This is a genomic window from Paraburkholderia youngii (assembly GCF_013366925.1).
GTDB lineage: Bacteria > Pseudomonadota > Gammaproteobacteria > Burkholderiales > Burkholderiaceae > Paraburkholderia > Paraburkholderia youngii.
In genome coordinates, this window is the sequence record NZ_JAALDK010000001.1 from 654,801 (window position 1) to 670,056 (window position 15,256).

Consider the following 15,256-nt stretch of genomic DNA (forward strand, 5'->3'; position numbering starts at 1 on the left):
ACTTACTCGGCGGGCTAGACAGATGCGCGTTAAAGGATCGGAGCTACGTTTCGGGACACTGACAGGCAGTTGACAAACACTGCTAAGTCTGTAGAATGGGAACCGTAGCAAGCAGTAACCGAGTCGCTAGGCAGTCAAGTACACCTAGCGCTGGCGGGTAGCAAGCGGTACGGACGTTTCAACGCACTAACGCGTCATGGCGAGAATGCGGGGTTCGGCCTACCGAGGAGAGAGCGTCGGCATAGCCGTGCGGAATAGCAGCGCTCTCGAATCGGGTTACAGACCGTAAGCGATACGCTGAGAGGCCGATCTTTAACAATCGAGAATGCAGAGCATGTTGATGGCAGTCAATCGCGGGTTAGCCGTGATCCGTCCATGCAAAGCGAACAGGGGCCGACAAACGTAAGTCCTCTGCCCGTCACTCGAAAGAGTGGCGAGAGAACGGCGCACTTGGCGACAGATGAGCGAGGGATTAGCAGGCTCATGACAGCGACCGATTGCACGACCGACACCGACGCTTGCAACGTAACCACTCGTTGATGGCCTGCGGGAAGGGTGCTAGGCGCGTGTCTTGCGTGCGGCTAGTGAAGCAAGATTCGGCCAGCGTGCTCCGTTCTCTCGCAAGGGAACCCGAGTAGTATCCAATAACCTAGAATGCCGACCCAAGATAGGGGAGACATCATGAAACTACGCAAGATTACTGGCAACGCGGCTGAACTTCGTCTACAGGATGGCACCTTGGTGCTGTTCTCTTACGCTGATGCGGTCGCGGCTTTTGTGCCGGGTGCAGGCTGGATGAAGACCAACTCTGAGCTGTCCAAGGCTTCGCAGTGGGCACTCAAGGAGTGGTTGTATGAGCAAGATGCCGAGGATGTTCGTCCTGTGGATCAGGCCGTCCTCGATACCTTGTTCTGTAGTCGAGAGCAGGTACGCTGAGGCTGACGACCGGCCACCTTCGGGTGGCTTTTCTTTGGCCTCAAGTATTTAGTAGTCCTCATCGGGAGACTCATCGTGCAAGCGATAGTTACGAAGTATCTCGGGCCGACGAATAGTAGAGGCGCACGCATTAAAGCCTTCTGCGACGCTGGTTCGATCATGTTCGAGTTCGATCACGGGCTCGACCAAGAGACGCGCCACGCTGCCGCAGCAATGGCACTGGTGCGCAAGCTCGGCTGGGATTCCCGAGAGGGTTATCGCGGCTCGTGGCGCTGTGGATCGCTGCCGCAGAAGGACGCAGGCTTCTATGTCTTCGTCTTCGCGTCGGAGATGGATAACGGCTACTCTGCTTCGTTCCGGGAGGACTCATGACCCGGCAGGAATACATGGAGCGCTACAGCGGCGCGAGCAAGGCGGAGCAGGAGGCTATGTTCCGCGAGTACTACGCTCAGTTCGTCGGGCCGTACATTCGCAGCTTCGTCAAGTCGTGCATCGGTGAGGACCGCATCAAGGCCAGCACCAATCCGCACTTCAACGACATACCGCTCGCTGAGTGGGACAGGCTCGATGCTGTGATCCGGCCTATCGGCGCACGCATCAACAAGGAGATCAACGGCGCGTCCGTGTGGTCGCTGAGTGATACCGTCTGCGTCGCCAAGGAAGCTGCACGCCAGCTCAAGGAGGCTGTATGAAGGCCATCGTCGAGTTCGGCGTGCGAGGTGATCGCTGGTCGCAGCAAGTGTGCGACTCGGCCAAGGCTGCGGCGCATCTGGCCTGCGGCCTTTCGCATGTCTTCGGTATGTCGGGTCCGAATCGGGACAAGTATTGGAGCGTGTCGCGTAAGCAGCCTCGCGTGTCGTGGCAGTCCAGCACGCACTTCGTATCTGTGTCGATCCTAGACGGCGAGCCGCGTGGCAATGACACGGCTGCATGGCGTAGGGAGCAGCACGCATGAAGACCGCGACCATCGAGGTGTATCACGTCTTTGGCACGAAGTCGTGCAAGTCCGCTGACGTGCTGTATCGCGGCAAGCTGCTGTGTCGGCGGGCCGGTATTGAGAACCAGCAGAAGCTACTCGACGAGGCTCGTAAGTGGGCCTTGGCGCATGGCTTCACTCACGTCCAAGTGAGGCATCTGTCATGAAGCCAACTCCGTTTGAGTGGGCGCTCGGCATCTTCGGTGCTGTGTGCCTGATGGCTGCGGCCATCGTCGCTATCCTGCGGTAGCCTTCGTTTGCCTTACAATCGGTGCTCCTGCAACCAATGGAGCCTGACTTGTATCGCACGCTACTCCTCGCCGCACTGCTTCTGTGCGGCTGCTCACACACTCCTGTCTGCGGCTCAGTGGGCGCTGCCATGCTCACTGGCGGCGCATCGTGCCTGATCCATCACGGACAGGAGGAGAAAGACTCATAAGCCATCCAGCTAGAGGGCCGTGCGCGGCCTTCTGTCGGGCTGGCTTAGCCCGGTAGTATCTTCAGTAGTCCACCTTCATCCAACGGCGCATGACGCCATAGGAGCATCTGCAATGCAATCCAAAAAGCAAGCGCCCGTAAAGGGCACGGTCGAGTTCATCAACGCGGCCATCGAGTCGATCCGCAAGAAAGGCGCGGCCTTCGACAAGCTCGTTCAAGACACAGCGCTCGACGTGCTGGATCACGCTCACAAGCACAACGATCTCGACATCGTGAATCGCCTGATCGTCGCCATGCCCAAGGGCTCGAAGGGTCAATCGCTGGCCGTGTGGTTCTGCAAGTTCGGCAAGCTCAAGCCCAACGACACGAAGGAAAAGGAACTGCTCGCGACCAAGCCTCTCGTCTGGAACAAGGACGCTGCGCTCGACCGTGCGAAGGCAGAGGCTACGCCGTGGCATTCCGTCCTGAAGGACAAGCCTCTCATCGAGGTGTACGACATCGAGGCCAAGTTCGCGGCCTTCATGAAGCAAGTCATTGCGAACAAGGACAAGGTGACAAACCCTGTGCTGCTCGCTGCCCTGCAAAACGTGCAGGGTGTCGTTCAAACTGCCCAACCGGCCAACGCATCGGCTGAGTAAGCGCGTCTCAAAGACCGACACAAGGGCGCATGACGCCTGCGTGCTGTCCATCATCCACGTCTCATAGTCGCTGGGCATGACCCGGCTCTGGAGCCTGCTGTGCAATTCCATCTGAACATCGGCCTTGCCCGTAATGACGGCAAGCCGGATAACACCGTCCTTCATACCGTCGCGGCGCTCAATCGCTACGGCTTCGTCCTCGTCACTGGTGACATTCAACAGTCGGCCACCGAGCAAACGCTGTGCGCTGCTGTCCGCTATCACGGCAAGTCCGGGCTTCACGCGACGCTCACTGCGCTCGCTCTTGAGCTGGCGCAGGACTGCATCGCCCAAGCAGAGATTGACTGGCTGGGCAAGATCACCGGCCAGCTCGTCGGCCCAAATGCGTCGAAGTGGGGCGAGTTCGATTCGGAGTGCTTTCTGTTTCCTCGCGTCAAGGAGGCAGCATGAAAGTACACAACTCCTACAGCAGCGTGATGTTCGATCCGGCCAAGCTGCGCAAGGTAGTCGCTGAGCTGGCTCGCAAGCTGCCCGAGCTGCAAGAGAAGTTCGACTTCGACACCATCGCAGTGACCGGCAAATCCGGCTGCGCTGTTGGCTTCGCCCTGTCGATGGTCACGGGTATCCACGTGGTCTATGTCCGCAAGGGCGAGTCCAGTCACGGCGACATGGTGGAAGGCGACGGCCATGAGTTCACGCGGTACGCCTTCTTCGACGACTTCGTGTGCTCGGGTTCGACCCGCGACCGCATCGAGGAGGAGCTGAAGGTGCGCTGCAACGCTCGCGGCGTCGATGTTCCGACCTGCGTGCTGACCATAGAGTACCAAACGAGCAACAGTCAGAGCCGGTTGACCGGCGCGAAGACCTTCTGTGTCGCCGACGCTGACAAGCTGCCCGCCCATAGTTTCGCAGTCCAATCCACCGAGGAGTTCGCATGAGCAAGACTCAAGCAACCAAGCCGTACCAGCCGCGCAAAGTGCGCGACACCAAAGCTCTTGTCCGCGCCAAGCTGGAGCGCGCCGCTGCCGACACGACCGGCGCGACTGCCGAGCGCATCCTCGGCACGCAGCTCGGCCTCGCGTTCGCCAAGCTCGTAGTCGGGAGGGACTTCTGATGGTCCGCTTCACTCAGCGCAAGGGCCGCGTGATCGCGGCTCACATCGACGGCCCTGTCGAGCCGCGCCGCGAAGATCGCCGCCGCTCGAAGGATCACGTGACCAACGTTCGCCGTAAGCAACGGGAGGCCAAGCGTGCGCTCGAATCCCTGTTCGTATGAAGGCCATCGTGTCAACTCGGGTGGCCTGCAAGGCCACTCCATCGGTGACGCCTACCCGTTCGCTGTGGTCGGCTGCATGGTGGTCGAGCTGGGCGACCGTGAATGCACGAGTCAGGCGACTCGTTACTACGTGCTCGACTGCTCGACCGGGCAGCGATACGTGAAGCGCAACAGCGGGCGCACGTTCGCCAGCTCCGAGTTCGCTCATCGGGCAGCTCGTGATCTGGCTGACGGTGCGCTGCACGGTGAGGCTGGCCCGTTCGGAGTGCGGCCAGCATGACCAGCTACATCATCCTCGCCTTCGCATCAGTCTCGGCTGCTGCGCTTGGCTACGTGTGGGGCTGGGACATCGGCTACCACGACCGCATCAATGACGAGACAGGCGCAGAGCTGCGCAGCCGCATCTACAAGGAGGACTTCTGATGAGACAAGACCAACGCACCAACGTGCCCGAAGTGGGCGAGCCGTATCACCCGTTCCAAGTGCAGGGCAAGGGCGACGGCTGGGCCGTGTTCGATGCCTCGACCGGAGGCTGGACCCGCGTGTTCGACACGTACAAGGAAGCGCAGGCCAAGGCCAAGTCGCTGTTCGAAGACAAGCAACGTCAGGCCGTCGCCAACATCGACGCCTTCTACAAATCGAGGACCGCCCGTAATGCGTAAGTTCACCATGACCAGCGTCGGCGGCTCGACGCAGAAGCCCAGCCGCCGCAAGCTCGACCGACTCGCTCGTGCTCGTGGCTACCGCAACGCTAAGGCGTGGGCGCAGGCCATCATCAGCGCGCAGTTCCAGCGCCAGCTCGGCACCATCACGGGCCGTCTCAGCGCACCCGAACCGGCAGGCTACCAAGAGCTGCCGAAGGAGGCCGCGTGAAGCTGCGCTACTCCGACCTGATCCTCATGCTCGTGTGTGGCTTCGTCCTCGGTGGCGGATTCTTCTACGGCATGAGCGAGGCTCACGCTGCACCTGTATTCGAGGACACTGGCCTCGTCTGTCGTCCGCTGTAACGCAGTCAAACTGTCCGGCCAAATTCTGCACACGGCAGACGCGGCCACATTCAATCCCGACTTTAAGGAGCATGACTCTATGAAGCTGTCGATCAGCGCACTCCGCGCAACCATCACCCGCAAACTCCACGCACTCTCCGTCGATGCACACGTCGCAGCTCTGCGCGGCACCGTCGCCGCCGCCAACGCTGAAGCCCGCGCTGCCGACAAGGCCGCAGACGTGGCGAACGCTCTCGCTCGTGCCGCTGACAAGCTGGCCGACGAGGCCGAAGTCGCCGCGACTAACGCAGCGCTGCACGCCGGTAACGTCAAGGCCGCAGCTCAAGCTGAAGCCATCAACATCGGTGGCACGCTTTGAACGGCGCGCAGCTCAAGGCCGAGGGCCAAGCCAAGGTGGCAGCTCACGCCGGTACGGCATGGCGTGACGCCGCGATCACCGCGATGCGCGACTTCGCCGCGACGAACTACGTGAACGGTGGCCGCACGGACTTCACCATCGACGAGTTCCGCGATGCTGGCGCATGTCCCGAACCGGCGCACCCGAACGCATGGGGCACGCTGCCGAAGACGGCGGTGAAGCTCGGCATCCTCGACCCGACGTTCGACACGGCGACCTCGAAGCGGCCCGCAGCTCACGCTCGTGTCGCTCGTGTGTGGCGAGTCAACGTAGACGCGCTGTAAGTGGCGGAGGCGTGGCTCAAGGCCGCGCAACGCCTCAAGCTCGGCGGTAAGGGTCGAGCATTCCACGGCTGTTCCGGGTCCAGCAACGGCCCGACGCTGCTGATTAGCAACGACCGCGATAAGTGGTCCGGCTGGTGTTTCCGCTGTCACGAGACAGTGATCGAGTGGAAGCCGGTCGAGTCATTCGCTGAGCGCGTCAAGCGTATGCGAGAGGAGCAGGCGGCTGATGAGGCAGCGGCAATGACCGCAGCCCCGCCCCAGCCTGCGAACTTCGACATCGAGACGTGGCCGGTGGAGGCTCGGCTCTGGCTCCTCAAAGCGTCCATAGGGCGCTCGGAGATCAGCAAGCTAGGTGCGTATCACCACGCCCGTACGAACCGCGTGGTGCTGCCTGTATTCGATTCTGAGCGGCTTGTCTACTGGCAGGCCCGGTCGATTGATGGGAGAGAGCCGAAGTACATCGGCGCAGCCATCGACAAGCGGCACATCGTCGCGGCGTACGGGGCGGGCGACCCCGTGCTCGTCGAGGACATCCTCTCTGCGTTCCGTGTCGGTGCATCCGGCGCGGCGCAGGGAGTGGCGATCCTCGGCACGGCACTCACCGACAAGGTGCTCGCTCGGCTGATCGCACAGCAGCGTCCCGTAACCGTATGGCTGGACCCGGATGGGCCGGGTCGCGAGGCGGCTCGCGGCATCGTCAAGCGCCTGTCCCTCGTCGGACTGAAGCATCGTCAGATCGTCACTCGACGTGATCCCAAGCTCTTATCCAAAGGAGAGATAACATCGCTCTTGACTCCAGCCTTCTGAGGCTGCTGCGAGGGCGTGAGCAGTACGAACGACTCATCAACTTTGTTCCGATTGATTCGCTGGAGCTGGCGACTCGGACACTGCTGAAGGACTACGGCAAGTACCTCAAGGCTAACCCCGAGGTTAAGTCGGTCGAGCCGAGTCCATTCCTCTCGTACTTCCTCACGCTGCATCCCTCGCTCAAGCCCGAAGCGACGGCAGTCTTCGCCGCCGCAATCAAAGACGCAGCCAACCCAGCGCCGCCCGGAACAGAGGACGGCATCCGCGAGCGGCTCGTATCACTGGCGACAGCCAGCAAGCTCCAGTCCCTACTCGAAAACTTCAACGACGGTGAGGCCGATCTCACTGCCGAGCTGCGTCTCCTGTCCGACAGGCATGAGACATGGATCGCTCGGGAGCGCAAGTTCCCTCGCGTGAAGGATCGCATCGAGGACATGCTGGCTGACGCCGCGAACGACAAGGGCTTCCACTGGCGGCTCAAGGTGCTGAACGAATGCCTGCTGCCGCTGTGGGAAGGCGACTTCTACATCGTGGCGGCTCGTGTGGACAGCGGCAAGTCCACGTTCTTCGCCAGCGAGCTGACGCACATGGCGGCTCAGGTGGACGAGCTGTACCCCGGACAGGACCGCTGCATCGTCGTGTTCAACAACGAAGGGCCGGGTCGCAAGCTGCGGCATCGGATGTTCAACGCAGCCATCGGCGTGAGCAACGTCGAGCTGGTCGAGCTGAGCAAGAAGGGCACGGTGTATCAGGACTACCTCGACGCAATCGGTGGTCGCGACAACATCTACATCTTCGACATCCATGACTACAGCATGGGCCAGCTCGAAGACATCATCAAGGAGCTGGACCCAGCCATCGTCGTGTACGACATGCTCGACAACGTGCAGGCCGACGTTGGCACGGCGACGAACGGCGGTACGCGTACCGACCAGCTCCTCGAATGGCTCTACCAGCGGGCTCGTGTGCTGGCGGTGAAGTACAACCACGCCGCTATCGCAACGTCCCAGCTCAACGGTGATGCAGACGGCGAGATTTTCCCGAAGCTCTCCATGCTGGCGAACAGCCGCACAGGGAAGGCGGGCGCTGCTGATGTGGTGCTGATGCTAGGCCGCAGCAATAACCCCGATCTTCAAAACACCCGATTCATTAGCACGCCGAAGAACAAGCGTCGCCGCGATGGTGCTCCGCAAGACCCGCGCCGCGAAGTGTCGTTCAAGGGCGCAACTGCGAGGTTCGAAGATTGAGCAACATCGTTCGGATTTGGGATACGGAAACGTCGATCCGCGAGGAGTATCGCCGCACGGCGAATCCCTTCAGCGAGGAGAACTACATGGTCGCGAACGCTCACGCAGCGTTCAAACTGGCCGACCGAAAAATGCCGGTGCAAGGTACGCCCATGTCTGCGATCTACATTCCAGACTTGGCCGGTGTCGATGCTTCCCGCGAGGACCGCATCGCACATTGCAAGCAGTGGATGGCGACGGACTGGTTCGTCGAGCTGCTGGCTGACACGAAGCTGCTGGTCGGGCACAACATCAAGTTCGACTTGCTGTACGCACTGGCCTCGCCGCACTGCAACCGCCAGCGCAACCGCGATGCGTGGATGGAGTGGGTAGCCAAGGGCGGGCTCGTGTGGGACACGATGCTGGTCGAGTACCTGCTGCAAGGGCAGGCGCAGGAAGCGCAGTTCATCGACCTTGGCTCGACGGCGATCATCTACGGCGGCAACGCCAAGCTCGACGAGATCAAGCTGCTGTGGGAGCAAGGCGTCGATACCATCGACCATCCCCGCGACAAGCTGATGGACTATCTGTGCGGCTGGGAGACGGACGACGGCGGCTTCGAGTACGGCGACATCGGCAACACCGAGCTGATCTTCCGCAAGCAGTACGCACTCGCTGAGAAGCGTGGGCAGCTTCGGTCGATCTTCGTCAACAACGGTGCGCTGATCTTCACGACCGAGTGCGAGCTGAACGGCATCCACGTCAATCAGCCACTCGCCAAGGAGATCGCCAAGGAAGTCGAGGACGAGCTGAACGAGAAGCTGGTCGAAGTCAACAGCTACATCCCCGACGAGCTGCCGTTCGAGTTCAACTGGAACAGCCGCTTCCACAAGAGCGCGCTGATCTTCGGCGGCACGGTGAAGTACAAGGCACCCGCACCTGTGCTCGACGAGCAGGGCCAGCTCACGTACTACCAGACCAAGGAGGAGCACTACGTCGTTAAGGGCGCGGATGGCGAGCTGACGACAATGAGCCAAGCCGAGTGGGACCGGTTCGGACCCGAGAGCGGCATGGAGCTGGTGCTGTATGCGGGCGGCAAGAACAAGGGCGAGCCGAAGACGAAGATGGTCACGGTGCCCGACAAGGAGCGAGGCCCGAAGACCCGCATCGAGGATCACTTCTACAAGTTCGAGGGCTACACCAAGCCGGACCCGAAGTGGGAGAGCGAGGCCGACAAGGGTGTGTACTCGACAGCCGCCGACATCATCGAGGCGCTGGGCAACCGCGGTATCCCGTTCCTCGACGCGATGGCTCGTGTGCAATCGCTGACGAAGGACTTGGGCACGTACTTCATCCGCTACGACGAGAAGAAGAAGTGTCATGTCGGGATGCTGACGATGGTGCAGCTCGACTCGATTGTGCATCACATGCTGAACCATGTGAACACGATCACGGGCCGACTCGCCAGCGAGAAGCCGAACATGCAGAACTTGTCGAAGGGCAACAAGTCCCGCGTCAAGGAAATCTTCGAGTCGAGGTTCCCCGGCGGCAAGATCATCCAGTCCGACTTCAGCTCGCTGGAGGTGTACGTCCAAGCAATCCTGACCGTGTGCCCAGCACTCATCAAGGACTTGCAGGCTGGCCTCGACATGCACTGCGTTCGCCTCGCTGCGAAGGAGGGCATGACGTACGAGGAGGTGTATCGCCTCGCCAAGATCGAAGCCGTGCCCGAGTGGGACTACAAGCGTACCGGCGCGAAGACGTTCAGCTTCCAGCGTGCGTATGGCGCTGGGAACAAGACGATTGCCGAGGCGACAGGTATGCCGCTGGAGGAAGTCGAGGCGCTGGCGAAGGCCGAGGACGCACGCTACCCGGAGATCGGCAAGTACTTCGAGAAGCTGCACGAGCGCATCGTCGAGAGCCGCGAGCCTGCTGGCATCTGGATGAAGCACCCGAAGAACGGCGCGGATGTGCAGCTCGGACGTGGGCACAGCATCACGCCGGACGGCAAGCGCTACACGTACAAGGAGCACCTCTCTGCGGACTGGCAAGCCGAGCGCGGCATCCTGCGCAGCTTCATGCCGACCGAGGAGAAGAACTACGAGGTGCAGGGCACTGGCGGTGAAGTCGCCAAGGCAGGCATGTGGCTGACGGTGCGTGCGTTCTACACGTACAAGAACTTCAACATGCTGGCGCTGCTCATCAATCAGGTGCATGACGCCGAGTACGCCGACGCTCACCCGGATGTCGCCGTGAAGGCCGCAGCTCTGTTGCACGCTTGCATGAGCGAAGCCTCCAACTTCTTCTCGTGGTTCCTCCAATGGCCGATCCCGCTGCCCGTACCCACGGACACGGTAATGGGTCACAACATGGGCACCGAGGAAAAGATCACGGACCCAGCCTTCGAGGAGATGGTAGCCAAGGCCCGCCCGTGGCTCCGCAAGCAGTTCATGAACAACTACGTCCCAACCTTCACACATTAATTCAGGAGATCAAACTATATGACGCAATTCGATTACGCAGCAGCAATCGCCGCAGCAGCAGAAACCGAGCACGACATGAACGAGGCGCAGTCCGGTGGTGGCGATTACGCACCGCCTGCGGCTGGTAAGGCTGGCTTGCGCTTCGTGGCCTACATCGAGATCGGCAAGCAGGAGGGCACGTTCAAGGGCGCTGTGAAGGTGAGCGACAAGGCGTTCCTCGTGTTCGAGCTGCATGGCCCGAAGTGGCCGCTCAATGACAACGGCGAGCCGCAGCGTATCACCGTCGAGCTGAACAAGTCGCTGAACGAGAAGGCTGGGTTCTACAAGCTGTTCAAGACGATGAACTACGAGGGCAAGGCGAAGATCATGGCCCAGCTCCTCGGCAACGACTACATCGGCACCGTCGTCCACCGCACGTACAAGGGCCGGGACGGCAAGGACCGCACCATCGCTGAGCTGTACGACAAGACGGCGGGCGCGTACACGGTCGAGGCTCCGTTCGTCGAGGACATGGACACTGGCGAGACTCGTCGCCGCAACGTCCCGCCCGCAATCACGCCGGTCAAGGTGTTCCTGTGGAACAGCCCGAGCAAGGAGATGTGGGACAGCATCTTCATCGACGGCGAGTACCCGGAGCGCAAGAACGACAAGGGCGAAGTCACCGCCCCGGCGAAGTCGAAGAACAAGTTCCAGCTCGCCATCCGCGCTGCGAAGAACTTCAAGGGCTCGCCTATCGAAGCTCTGCTCGACGGCATCGACGACGAGGCGCTGAACAGCGTGGGAAAGACACCGGAGCAGGCCGTAGCCGAAAAGAAGGCCAGCGCAGCAGCCAAGGCAAGCTCATCTGCCGGTGCAAGCGAGGAGCAGCAAGCGAGTTCGACGGCAAGTGCTCAAGCTGCCGAACCCGCAGCGAAGCCGAAGCGTTCCGCAAGTACCAAGAAGACCTCGCCCGCCGCTACCGAGAAGGCTGCTGAGTCCGCCAAACTGCCCGACCAGAAAACGGCCTCGGCAGGTGCGGACGAATCCGGTGACGACGAGCTGGGTGCAGGCGACGATCTGCCGTTCTGATGGACTTCTCGGCAGCGATTGAAGCAGAAGCCGCTGCCGTAGCTGCCAAGGAAGCGTCTGACTCGGTACAGGAGATTGTGCCGGGTCGGACGCTGCACCTCGACGGCGACTACGCCGCGTACTTCTGCGCGGGTGGTAGCGAGACATCACCGGCTACGGCCCGCTTCATCACAGACCAGCGCATCGAGACAGCGACCCGCATGGCAGGCGCTACACGGTGCGTCATCCACCTGACGCACGCTGCGTCCAACAAGGGCAAGCGATTCTTCGCTGCCTCCGTCAAGCCCTACCAAGGGCAGCGCCAAGGCCACAAGCCGAAGAACTGGCGCTTCGTCCGTGAGTATCTGGAGCTGGCCCCGTACAAGCCTTGGGAGCGCCGACTGTGGCGTGACCGTGAGGCCGACGACGGACTCGGGCTCGCTTCGAACTGCCTGTACCCGATGCGCGACACGGTGATCCATACCCGCGACAAGGACATGCGGATGCTCCCCGGCACTCACCTCACATGGGTCGATTACCTGCTGGTGCATGTGCCCGAGGGCACGTACGAGCTGATCGGCGCGGACGGCGAGGTGTACGGGACGAAGTGGTTCTGGCTTCAGATGCTTCAGGGCGATGGCGCTGACCACATACCCGGACTGGAGAAACATGAAGGTAAGGACTGTGGCCCGGTCACGGCAGCAGAGCTGCTGGCTGGCACGCGAAGCAATGCGGACGCGTATGGCGTCGTATCTGCGGCGTATCGCGGCACTTACGGAGACGAATGGGCTGACCGCTTCTGTGAGCAGGCTGCGCTTCTCTGGATCAGACGCACGGCGGATGCGCCAGTACACGAGTTTCTCACATGCGTACCGCAAGGCAGTGACCTACGCGCTGCTGTACGGCGACTCCATGATCGCATTCAAGTAAAGGAGGAAATCGCCCATGAGGCGTCTCAGCAAGACTGAGCTGACTGGCTACCGCAAGCGGTGGCAACGAGAGAACCCTACCTGTCCTCTGTGCAAGCGCACGATGGACGAAGACACGGTGGTTGACCACGACCACAAGACCGGCGAGTGCCGCGCTGTGGTGTGCCGCTGGTGCAACGCAGTTCTCGGCAAGATCGAGAATTGGGCAGGGCGCATCGGGCAGGGCATCGACCCGATTGCGTTCCTATCCGCGACTGCCGAGTACCTCGGCGTGGACGGCCCGCGCCGTGGCGTGATCTACCCATCCCACAAGACCGAGGACGAGAAGCGCCTCGCCCGCAACAAGAAGGCACGGTTGACCCGTGCGAAGGCCAAGCGTGCGGCTGCTGAAACTTGAGATCGCGAAGCGCCACGAGCAGGTTGTGCCCGGTCATTACGAGCCAGAAGGTGCCCGACCATTCGAGCAGCATTGGGTCCGCGAGTACACGAAGGTCTGGTACGAGTCGAGCATCCAAGTAGTCGTCAGCGGCTACACCGTCATGGCGAACGTGCAGCACGACCAGTTCGAGGCTGAGTTCGGCCCGCTTAAAGAACCCCGCTACCAAGACATGATCGCGCATCGCTTGCGCCGCATGGTCATGGCCGAGATCGAGAAACACATCTTTGAAGGAGCTTAATTGAGAACTTCACGCAACGCATTCACCGACAAGGACATTCAGGACGCCTATGCAGAAGCAGCGGGCCGTATGGCCAAGACCGCATCCATCCTCACTGATCTCGGTCGCGGGGCAGTCAGCCCGCAGCTCGCACGGTATTGGGTCAGCAAGCTCGACAGCACGGAGCTACCGGTCGAGCAGGACCGCATCAAGGAGCTGGCGTCACTCCGCAATACCCGCACGGAGAATAACCGCCTACGCCGCGCACTGGATGCGTCGCTGGCTCAGCTCGGTGATACGCAGGCTTTCCTCGATGGTGTCGCGGATGCAGTCCGCACGCTGAACAAGACGCGTCGCCAAGTCACGAAGCCGGTCAAGTTCAACCCGGCAGGCACGCCGCTCACTGTCGAGGTGCTGGTGAGTGATCTCCAGATCGGCAAGCTCAGCGGCACGTACAACAGCGACATCGCCATGAAGCGCCTGAAGGCATTCGGTGAGGCGCTGGTGTTCCAGATCAGGCAGAAGATCGCAGCGGGCTACAACGTCGAGCGAATCATCCTCGCCATCATCGGAGACATCATTGAGAGCGACAAGAAGCACGACAACTCAGCTCGCGCCACTGACACGGGCACTGCTCAACAGATTCACGATGCAACAGTCGGCATCTTCCGCTACGTCATTGAGCCGCTGGCAGCGCTGGGTATCCGAGTCGATGTGCCTTGCGTCACCGGGAACCACGATTGGGATGGTCACGGCATCACGATGTTCAGGCCGGGCCGGGAGCAACTGAGCTACCCGCTGTACAAGGCGCTGGAGCTGCTGTGTCAGACGGCGGGCTACAAGCACGTGACCTTCGACGTGGTGGACTCCGTGTTCGCCACGGTCGAGGTGTACGGGCAGACCGTCCTGTACGAGCACGGCGTAGGCGTCGCAGTGACCGAGGCGTCGATGAAGGCGCACAAGATCAAGCGCAGCGAGCAGCAGGGCAAGTACATCACGTTCTTCCGCATGGGCGACAAGCACAACGTCTGCTCGTTCAACAGCGGGCAGTACGTGGTCAACGGTGCCTTCTTCGGCAGCGACAACGAGGGCATCGAGTTCAGCTCCATCGCTGGCTTCTCGTCGGTCCCTGCGCAGTGGATGGGCTTCCACACGCCGCGTGACGACTCACGCTTCACGCTGTACGACACCTTCACGATCCAACTCGGACACATCAACTAATGAGCACAAAGCGCGGCCTGCTCCTCCTCGCGGAGGAGTGTGGCGAGGTAACGAAGGAAGCGATTCGCTTCGCACTCCGTAAGACAAGGAAGCGCGGACGCCTCACCGATGAGGCCGCGCAAGTAGCTGCTCTGATCGACGCACTCATCGACGACGGCGCAATCGACAAAGAACGCTTTCTCGCTGCCTATCGCGGCGAGCTTCAACGGTACAAGGAGATCATCAATGGCTAAGGTTATCGGCATCATGGGGCTGGCTGGCGCTGGCAAAGACACAGCAGCTCAGATGCTTCAGCGTGGGCTCGTCGCAGCCGGTGCTAAGCACGTCGTCATCGGCGGATTCGCGGACTACCTCCGCAACATCAGCAAGGCCGTGGGCCTCGACCCGTTCAACCGCCAGCTCAAGGAAGTGCCGCACATCATCGGCGACTTCCAAGACCGCGTGTGGGCAGCTACCGAGGAAGCCTTCTGTCGCCTGCTCAACGAGCGCGACCGCAGCGCGCTGTGGGCCTACCTGTTCGACGACCTCGACGCTCGCTTCCTGCGTGATGCCGACGCCACCTACCCGTACTACGAGATCAGCCCGCGCCAGTTCATGCAGGCACTCGGCACGGCGGGCCGCAAGATTCGCGACACGTTCTGGATAGAGCTGGCGCAGCGCAAGTGGGCAACGCTCCCCGGCGTCGTGCTCGTCACGGACTGCCGCTTCGAGAACGAAGCAGCCATCGCAGACCAAATCATCCTCGTCCGCCGACCGGACGCCCCGCCTGTCGCTGAGCACGTCAGCGAGCAGTTCTGCGCGGCGCTGACCGAAGGCGCAGTGACGATCCCCGGCATGGAAGTGATCGACAACGACGGCTCGCTCGACGACCTCGAACTGGAAGTCTGCACCGTCGCGACCTCGTACGCCGTTCTTTTTGCATCCGCATTCTAAGGA

27 protein-coding genes are annotated in these 15,256 nt (G+C 61.4%); all 27 read left to right on the forward strand.

Annotation, left to right across the window (positions count from 1 at the left end):
* Window positions 1-681: 681 nt before the first annotated feature.
* The 27 genes from G5S42_RS03105 to G5S42_RS03235 all read left to right on the forward strand — a co-directional run bounded on the left by G5S42_RS03105 (window position 682) and on the right by G5S42_RS03235 (window position 15,253).
* Window positions 682-936: a DUF8033 domain-containing protein gene (locus G5S42_RS03105; protein WP_176105486.1), complete on the forward strand. Its 255-nt coding sequence runs from the start codon at window positions 682-684 to the stop codon at window positions 934-936.
* 159 nt (window positions 937-1,095) lie between these two features.
* Window positions 1,096-1,308, forward strand: a complete 213-nt coding sequence (locus G5S42_RS03110; protein ID WP_176105487.1) for a hypothetical protein — start codon at window positions 1,096-1,098, stop codon at window positions 1,306-1,308.
* Complete coding sequence (locus tag G5S42_RS03115; RefSeq protein ID WP_176105488.1) at window positions 1,305-1,628, forward strand: hypothetical protein; 324 nt, start codon at window positions 1,305-1,307, stop codon at window positions 1,626-1,628. The genes G5S42_RS03110 and G5S42_RS03115 overlap by 4 nt, the downstream gene beginning before the upstream one ends.
* Complete coding sequence (locus G5S42_RS03120; RefSeq protein WP_176105489.1) at window positions 1,625-1,891, forward strand: hypothetical protein; 267 nt, start codon at window positions 1,625-1,627, stop codon at window positions 1,889-1,891. Before G5S42_RS03115 ends, G5S42_RS03120 begins: the two co-directional genes overlap by 4 nt.
* The gene (locus G5S42_RS03125) at window positions 1,888-2,079 is read left to right on the forward strand and encodes a hypothetical protein (protein ID WP_176105490.1); all 192 of its coding nucleotides are present in this window, start codon (window positions 1,888-1,890) and stop codon (window positions 2,077-2,079) included. Before G5S42_RS03120 ends, G5S42_RS03125 begins: the two co-directional genes overlap by 4 nt.
* Before the next feature lie 384 nt (window positions 2,080-2,463).
* On the forward strand, window positions 2,464-2,988 hold the full coding sequence (locus tag G5S42_RS03130) for a hypothetical protein (RefSeq protein WP_176105491.1): 525 nt from the start codon (window positions 2,464-2,466) through the stop codon (window positions 2,986-2,988).
* A gap of 99 nt (window positions 2,989-3,087) precedes the next feature.
* Window positions 3,088-3,438 carry a hypothetical protein gene (locus tag G5S42_RS03135; protein ID WP_176105492.1) on the forward strand — a complete coding sequence of 117 codons (351 nt, stop codon included), beginning with the start codon at window positions 3,088-3,090 and terminating at the stop codon, window positions 3,436-3,438.
* A complete protein-coding gene (locus tag G5S42_RS03140; protein ID WP_176105493.1) occupies window positions 3,435-3,926 on the forward strand; it encodes a hypothetical protein in 492 nt (163 codons plus the stop codon). The genes G5S42_RS03135 and G5S42_RS03140 overlap by 4 nt, the downstream gene beginning before the upstream one ends.
* Window positions 3,923-4,102, forward strand: coding sequence for a hypothetical protein (locus tag G5S42_RS03145; protein ID WP_176105494.1), 180 nt, complete (start codon window positions 3,923-3,925; stop codon window positions 4,100-4,102). The genes G5S42_RS03140 and G5S42_RS03145 overlap by 4 nt, the downstream gene beginning before the upstream one ends.
* Window positions 4,102-4,263: a hypothetical protein gene (locus G5S42_RS03150; RefSeq protein ID WP_176104959.1), complete on the forward strand. Its 162-nt coding sequence runs from the start codon at window positions 4,102-4,104 to the stop codon at window positions 4,261-4,263. The genes G5S42_RS03145 and G5S42_RS03150 overlap by 1 nt, the downstream gene beginning before the upstream one ends.
* Complete coding sequence (locus G5S42_RS03155; RefSeq protein WP_176105495.1) at window positions 4,238-4,543, forward strand: hypothetical protein; 306 nt, start codon at window positions 4,238-4,240, stop codon at window positions 4,541-4,543. The genes G5S42_RS03150 and G5S42_RS03155 overlap by 26 nt, the downstream gene beginning before the upstream one ends.
* A complete protein-coding gene (locus tag G5S42_RS03160; protein WP_176105496.1) occupies window positions 4,540-4,686 on the forward strand; it encodes a hypothetical protein in 147 nt (48 codons plus the stop codon). The genes G5S42_RS03155 and G5S42_RS03160 overlap by 4 nt, the downstream gene beginning before the upstream one ends.
* Window positions 4,686-4,925, forward strand: coding sequence for a hypothetical protein (locus tag G5S42_RS03165; protein WP_176105497.1), 240 nt, complete (start codon window positions 4,686-4,688; stop codon window positions 4,923-4,925). The genes G5S42_RS03160 and G5S42_RS03165 overlap by 1 nt, the downstream gene beginning before the upstream one ends.
* Window positions 4,918-5,136, forward strand: a complete 219-nt coding sequence (locus G5S42_RS03170) for a hypothetical protein (RefSeq protein ID WP_176105498.1) — start codon at window positions 4,918-4,920, stop codon at window positions 5,134-5,136. The genes G5S42_RS03165 and G5S42_RS03170 overlap by 8 nt, the downstream gene beginning before the upstream one ends.
* Window positions 5,133-5,270 carry a hypothetical protein gene (locus G5S42_RS03175; RefSeq protein ID WP_176105499.1) on the forward strand — a complete coding sequence of 46 codons (138 nt, stop codon included), beginning with the start codon at window positions 5,133-5,135 and terminating at the stop codon, window positions 5,268-5,270. The genes G5S42_RS03170 and G5S42_RS03175 overlap by 4 nt, the downstream gene beginning before the upstream one ends.
* A 79-nt stretch (window positions 5,271-5,349) precedes the next feature.
* A complete protein-coding gene (locus G5S42_RS03180) occupies window positions 5,350-5,628 on the forward strand; it encodes a hypothetical protein (protein ID WP_246391783.1) in 279 nt (92 codons plus the stop codon).
* Window positions 5,625-5,951, forward strand: coding sequence for a hypothetical protein (locus G5S42_RS03185; RefSeq protein ID WP_176105500.1), 327 nt, complete (start codon window positions 5,625-5,627; stop codon window positions 5,949-5,951). The genes G5S42_RS03180 and G5S42_RS03185 overlap by 4 nt, the downstream gene beginning before the upstream one ends.
* Complete coding sequence (locus tag G5S42_RS03190; protein WP_176105501.1) at window positions 5,952-6,758, forward strand: toprim domain-containing protein; 807 nt, start codon at window positions 5,952-5,954, stop codon at window positions 6,756-6,758.
* 413 nt (window positions 6,759-7,171) lie between these two features.
* Complete coding sequence (locus tag G5S42_RS03195) at window positions 7,172-8,005, forward strand: DnaB-like helicase C-terminal domain-containing protein (protein ID WP_312883515.1); 834 nt, start codon at window positions 7,172-7,174, stop codon at window positions 8,003-8,005.
* Entirely contained in the window at window positions 8,002-10,467 is a 2,466-nt protein-coding gene (locus G5S42_RS03200) for a DNA polymerase (RefSeq protein ID WP_246391785.1), read from the forward strand. The genes G5S42_RS03195 and G5S42_RS03200 overlap by 4 nt, the downstream gene beginning before the upstream one ends.
* Window positions 10,468-10,485: 18 nt before the next feature.
* Window positions 10,486-11,535 carry a hypothetical protein gene (locus G5S42_RS03205; RefSeq protein ID WP_176105502.1) on the forward strand — a complete coding sequence of 350 codons (1,050 nt, stop codon included), beginning with the start codon at window positions 10,486-10,488 and terminating at the stop codon, window positions 11,533-11,535.
* A complete protein-coding gene (locus G5S42_RS03210) occupies window positions 11,535-12,482 on the forward strand; it encodes a hypothetical protein (protein ID WP_176105503.1) in 948 nt (315 codons plus the stop codon). Before G5S42_RS03205 ends, G5S42_RS03210 begins: the two co-directional genes overlap by 1 nt.
* Window positions 12,460-12,840: an endonuclease domain-containing protein gene (locus G5S42_RS03215; RefSeq protein ID WP_176105504.1), complete on the forward strand. Its 381-nt coding sequence runs from the start codon at window positions 12,460-12,462 to the stop codon at window positions 12,838-12,840. Before G5S42_RS03210 ends, G5S42_RS03215 begins: the two co-directional genes overlap by 23 nt.
* The gene (locus tag G5S42_RS03220; RefSeq protein ID WP_176105505.1) at window positions 12,821-13,120 is read left to right on the forward strand and encodes a hypothetical protein; all 300 of its coding nucleotides are present in this window, start codon (window positions 12,821-12,823) and stop codon (window positions 13,118-13,120) included. The genes G5S42_RS03215 and G5S42_RS03220 overlap by 20 nt, the downstream gene beginning before the upstream one ends.
* Before the next feature lie 69 nt (window positions 13,121-13,189).
* The gene (locus G5S42_RS03225; protein ID WP_246391788.1) at window positions 13,190-14,320 is read left to right on the forward strand and encodes a hypothetical protein; all 1,131 of its coding nucleotides are present in this window, start codon (window positions 13,190-13,192) and stop codon (window positions 14,318-14,320) included.
* Entirely contained in the window at window positions 14,320-14,553 is a 234-nt protein-coding gene (locus G5S42_RS03230; RefSeq protein WP_176105507.1) for a hypothetical protein, read from the forward strand. Before G5S42_RS03225 ends, G5S42_RS03230 begins: the two co-directional genes overlap by 1 nt.
* Window positions 14,546-15,253, forward strand: coding sequence for a deoxynucleotide monophosphate kinase family protein (locus G5S42_RS03235; protein ID WP_176105508.1), 708 nt, complete (start codon window positions 14,546-14,548; stop codon window positions 15,251-15,253). Before G5S42_RS03230 ends, G5S42_RS03235 begins: the two co-directional genes overlap by 8 nt.
* Window positions 15,254-15,256 lie beyond the last annotated feature (3 nt).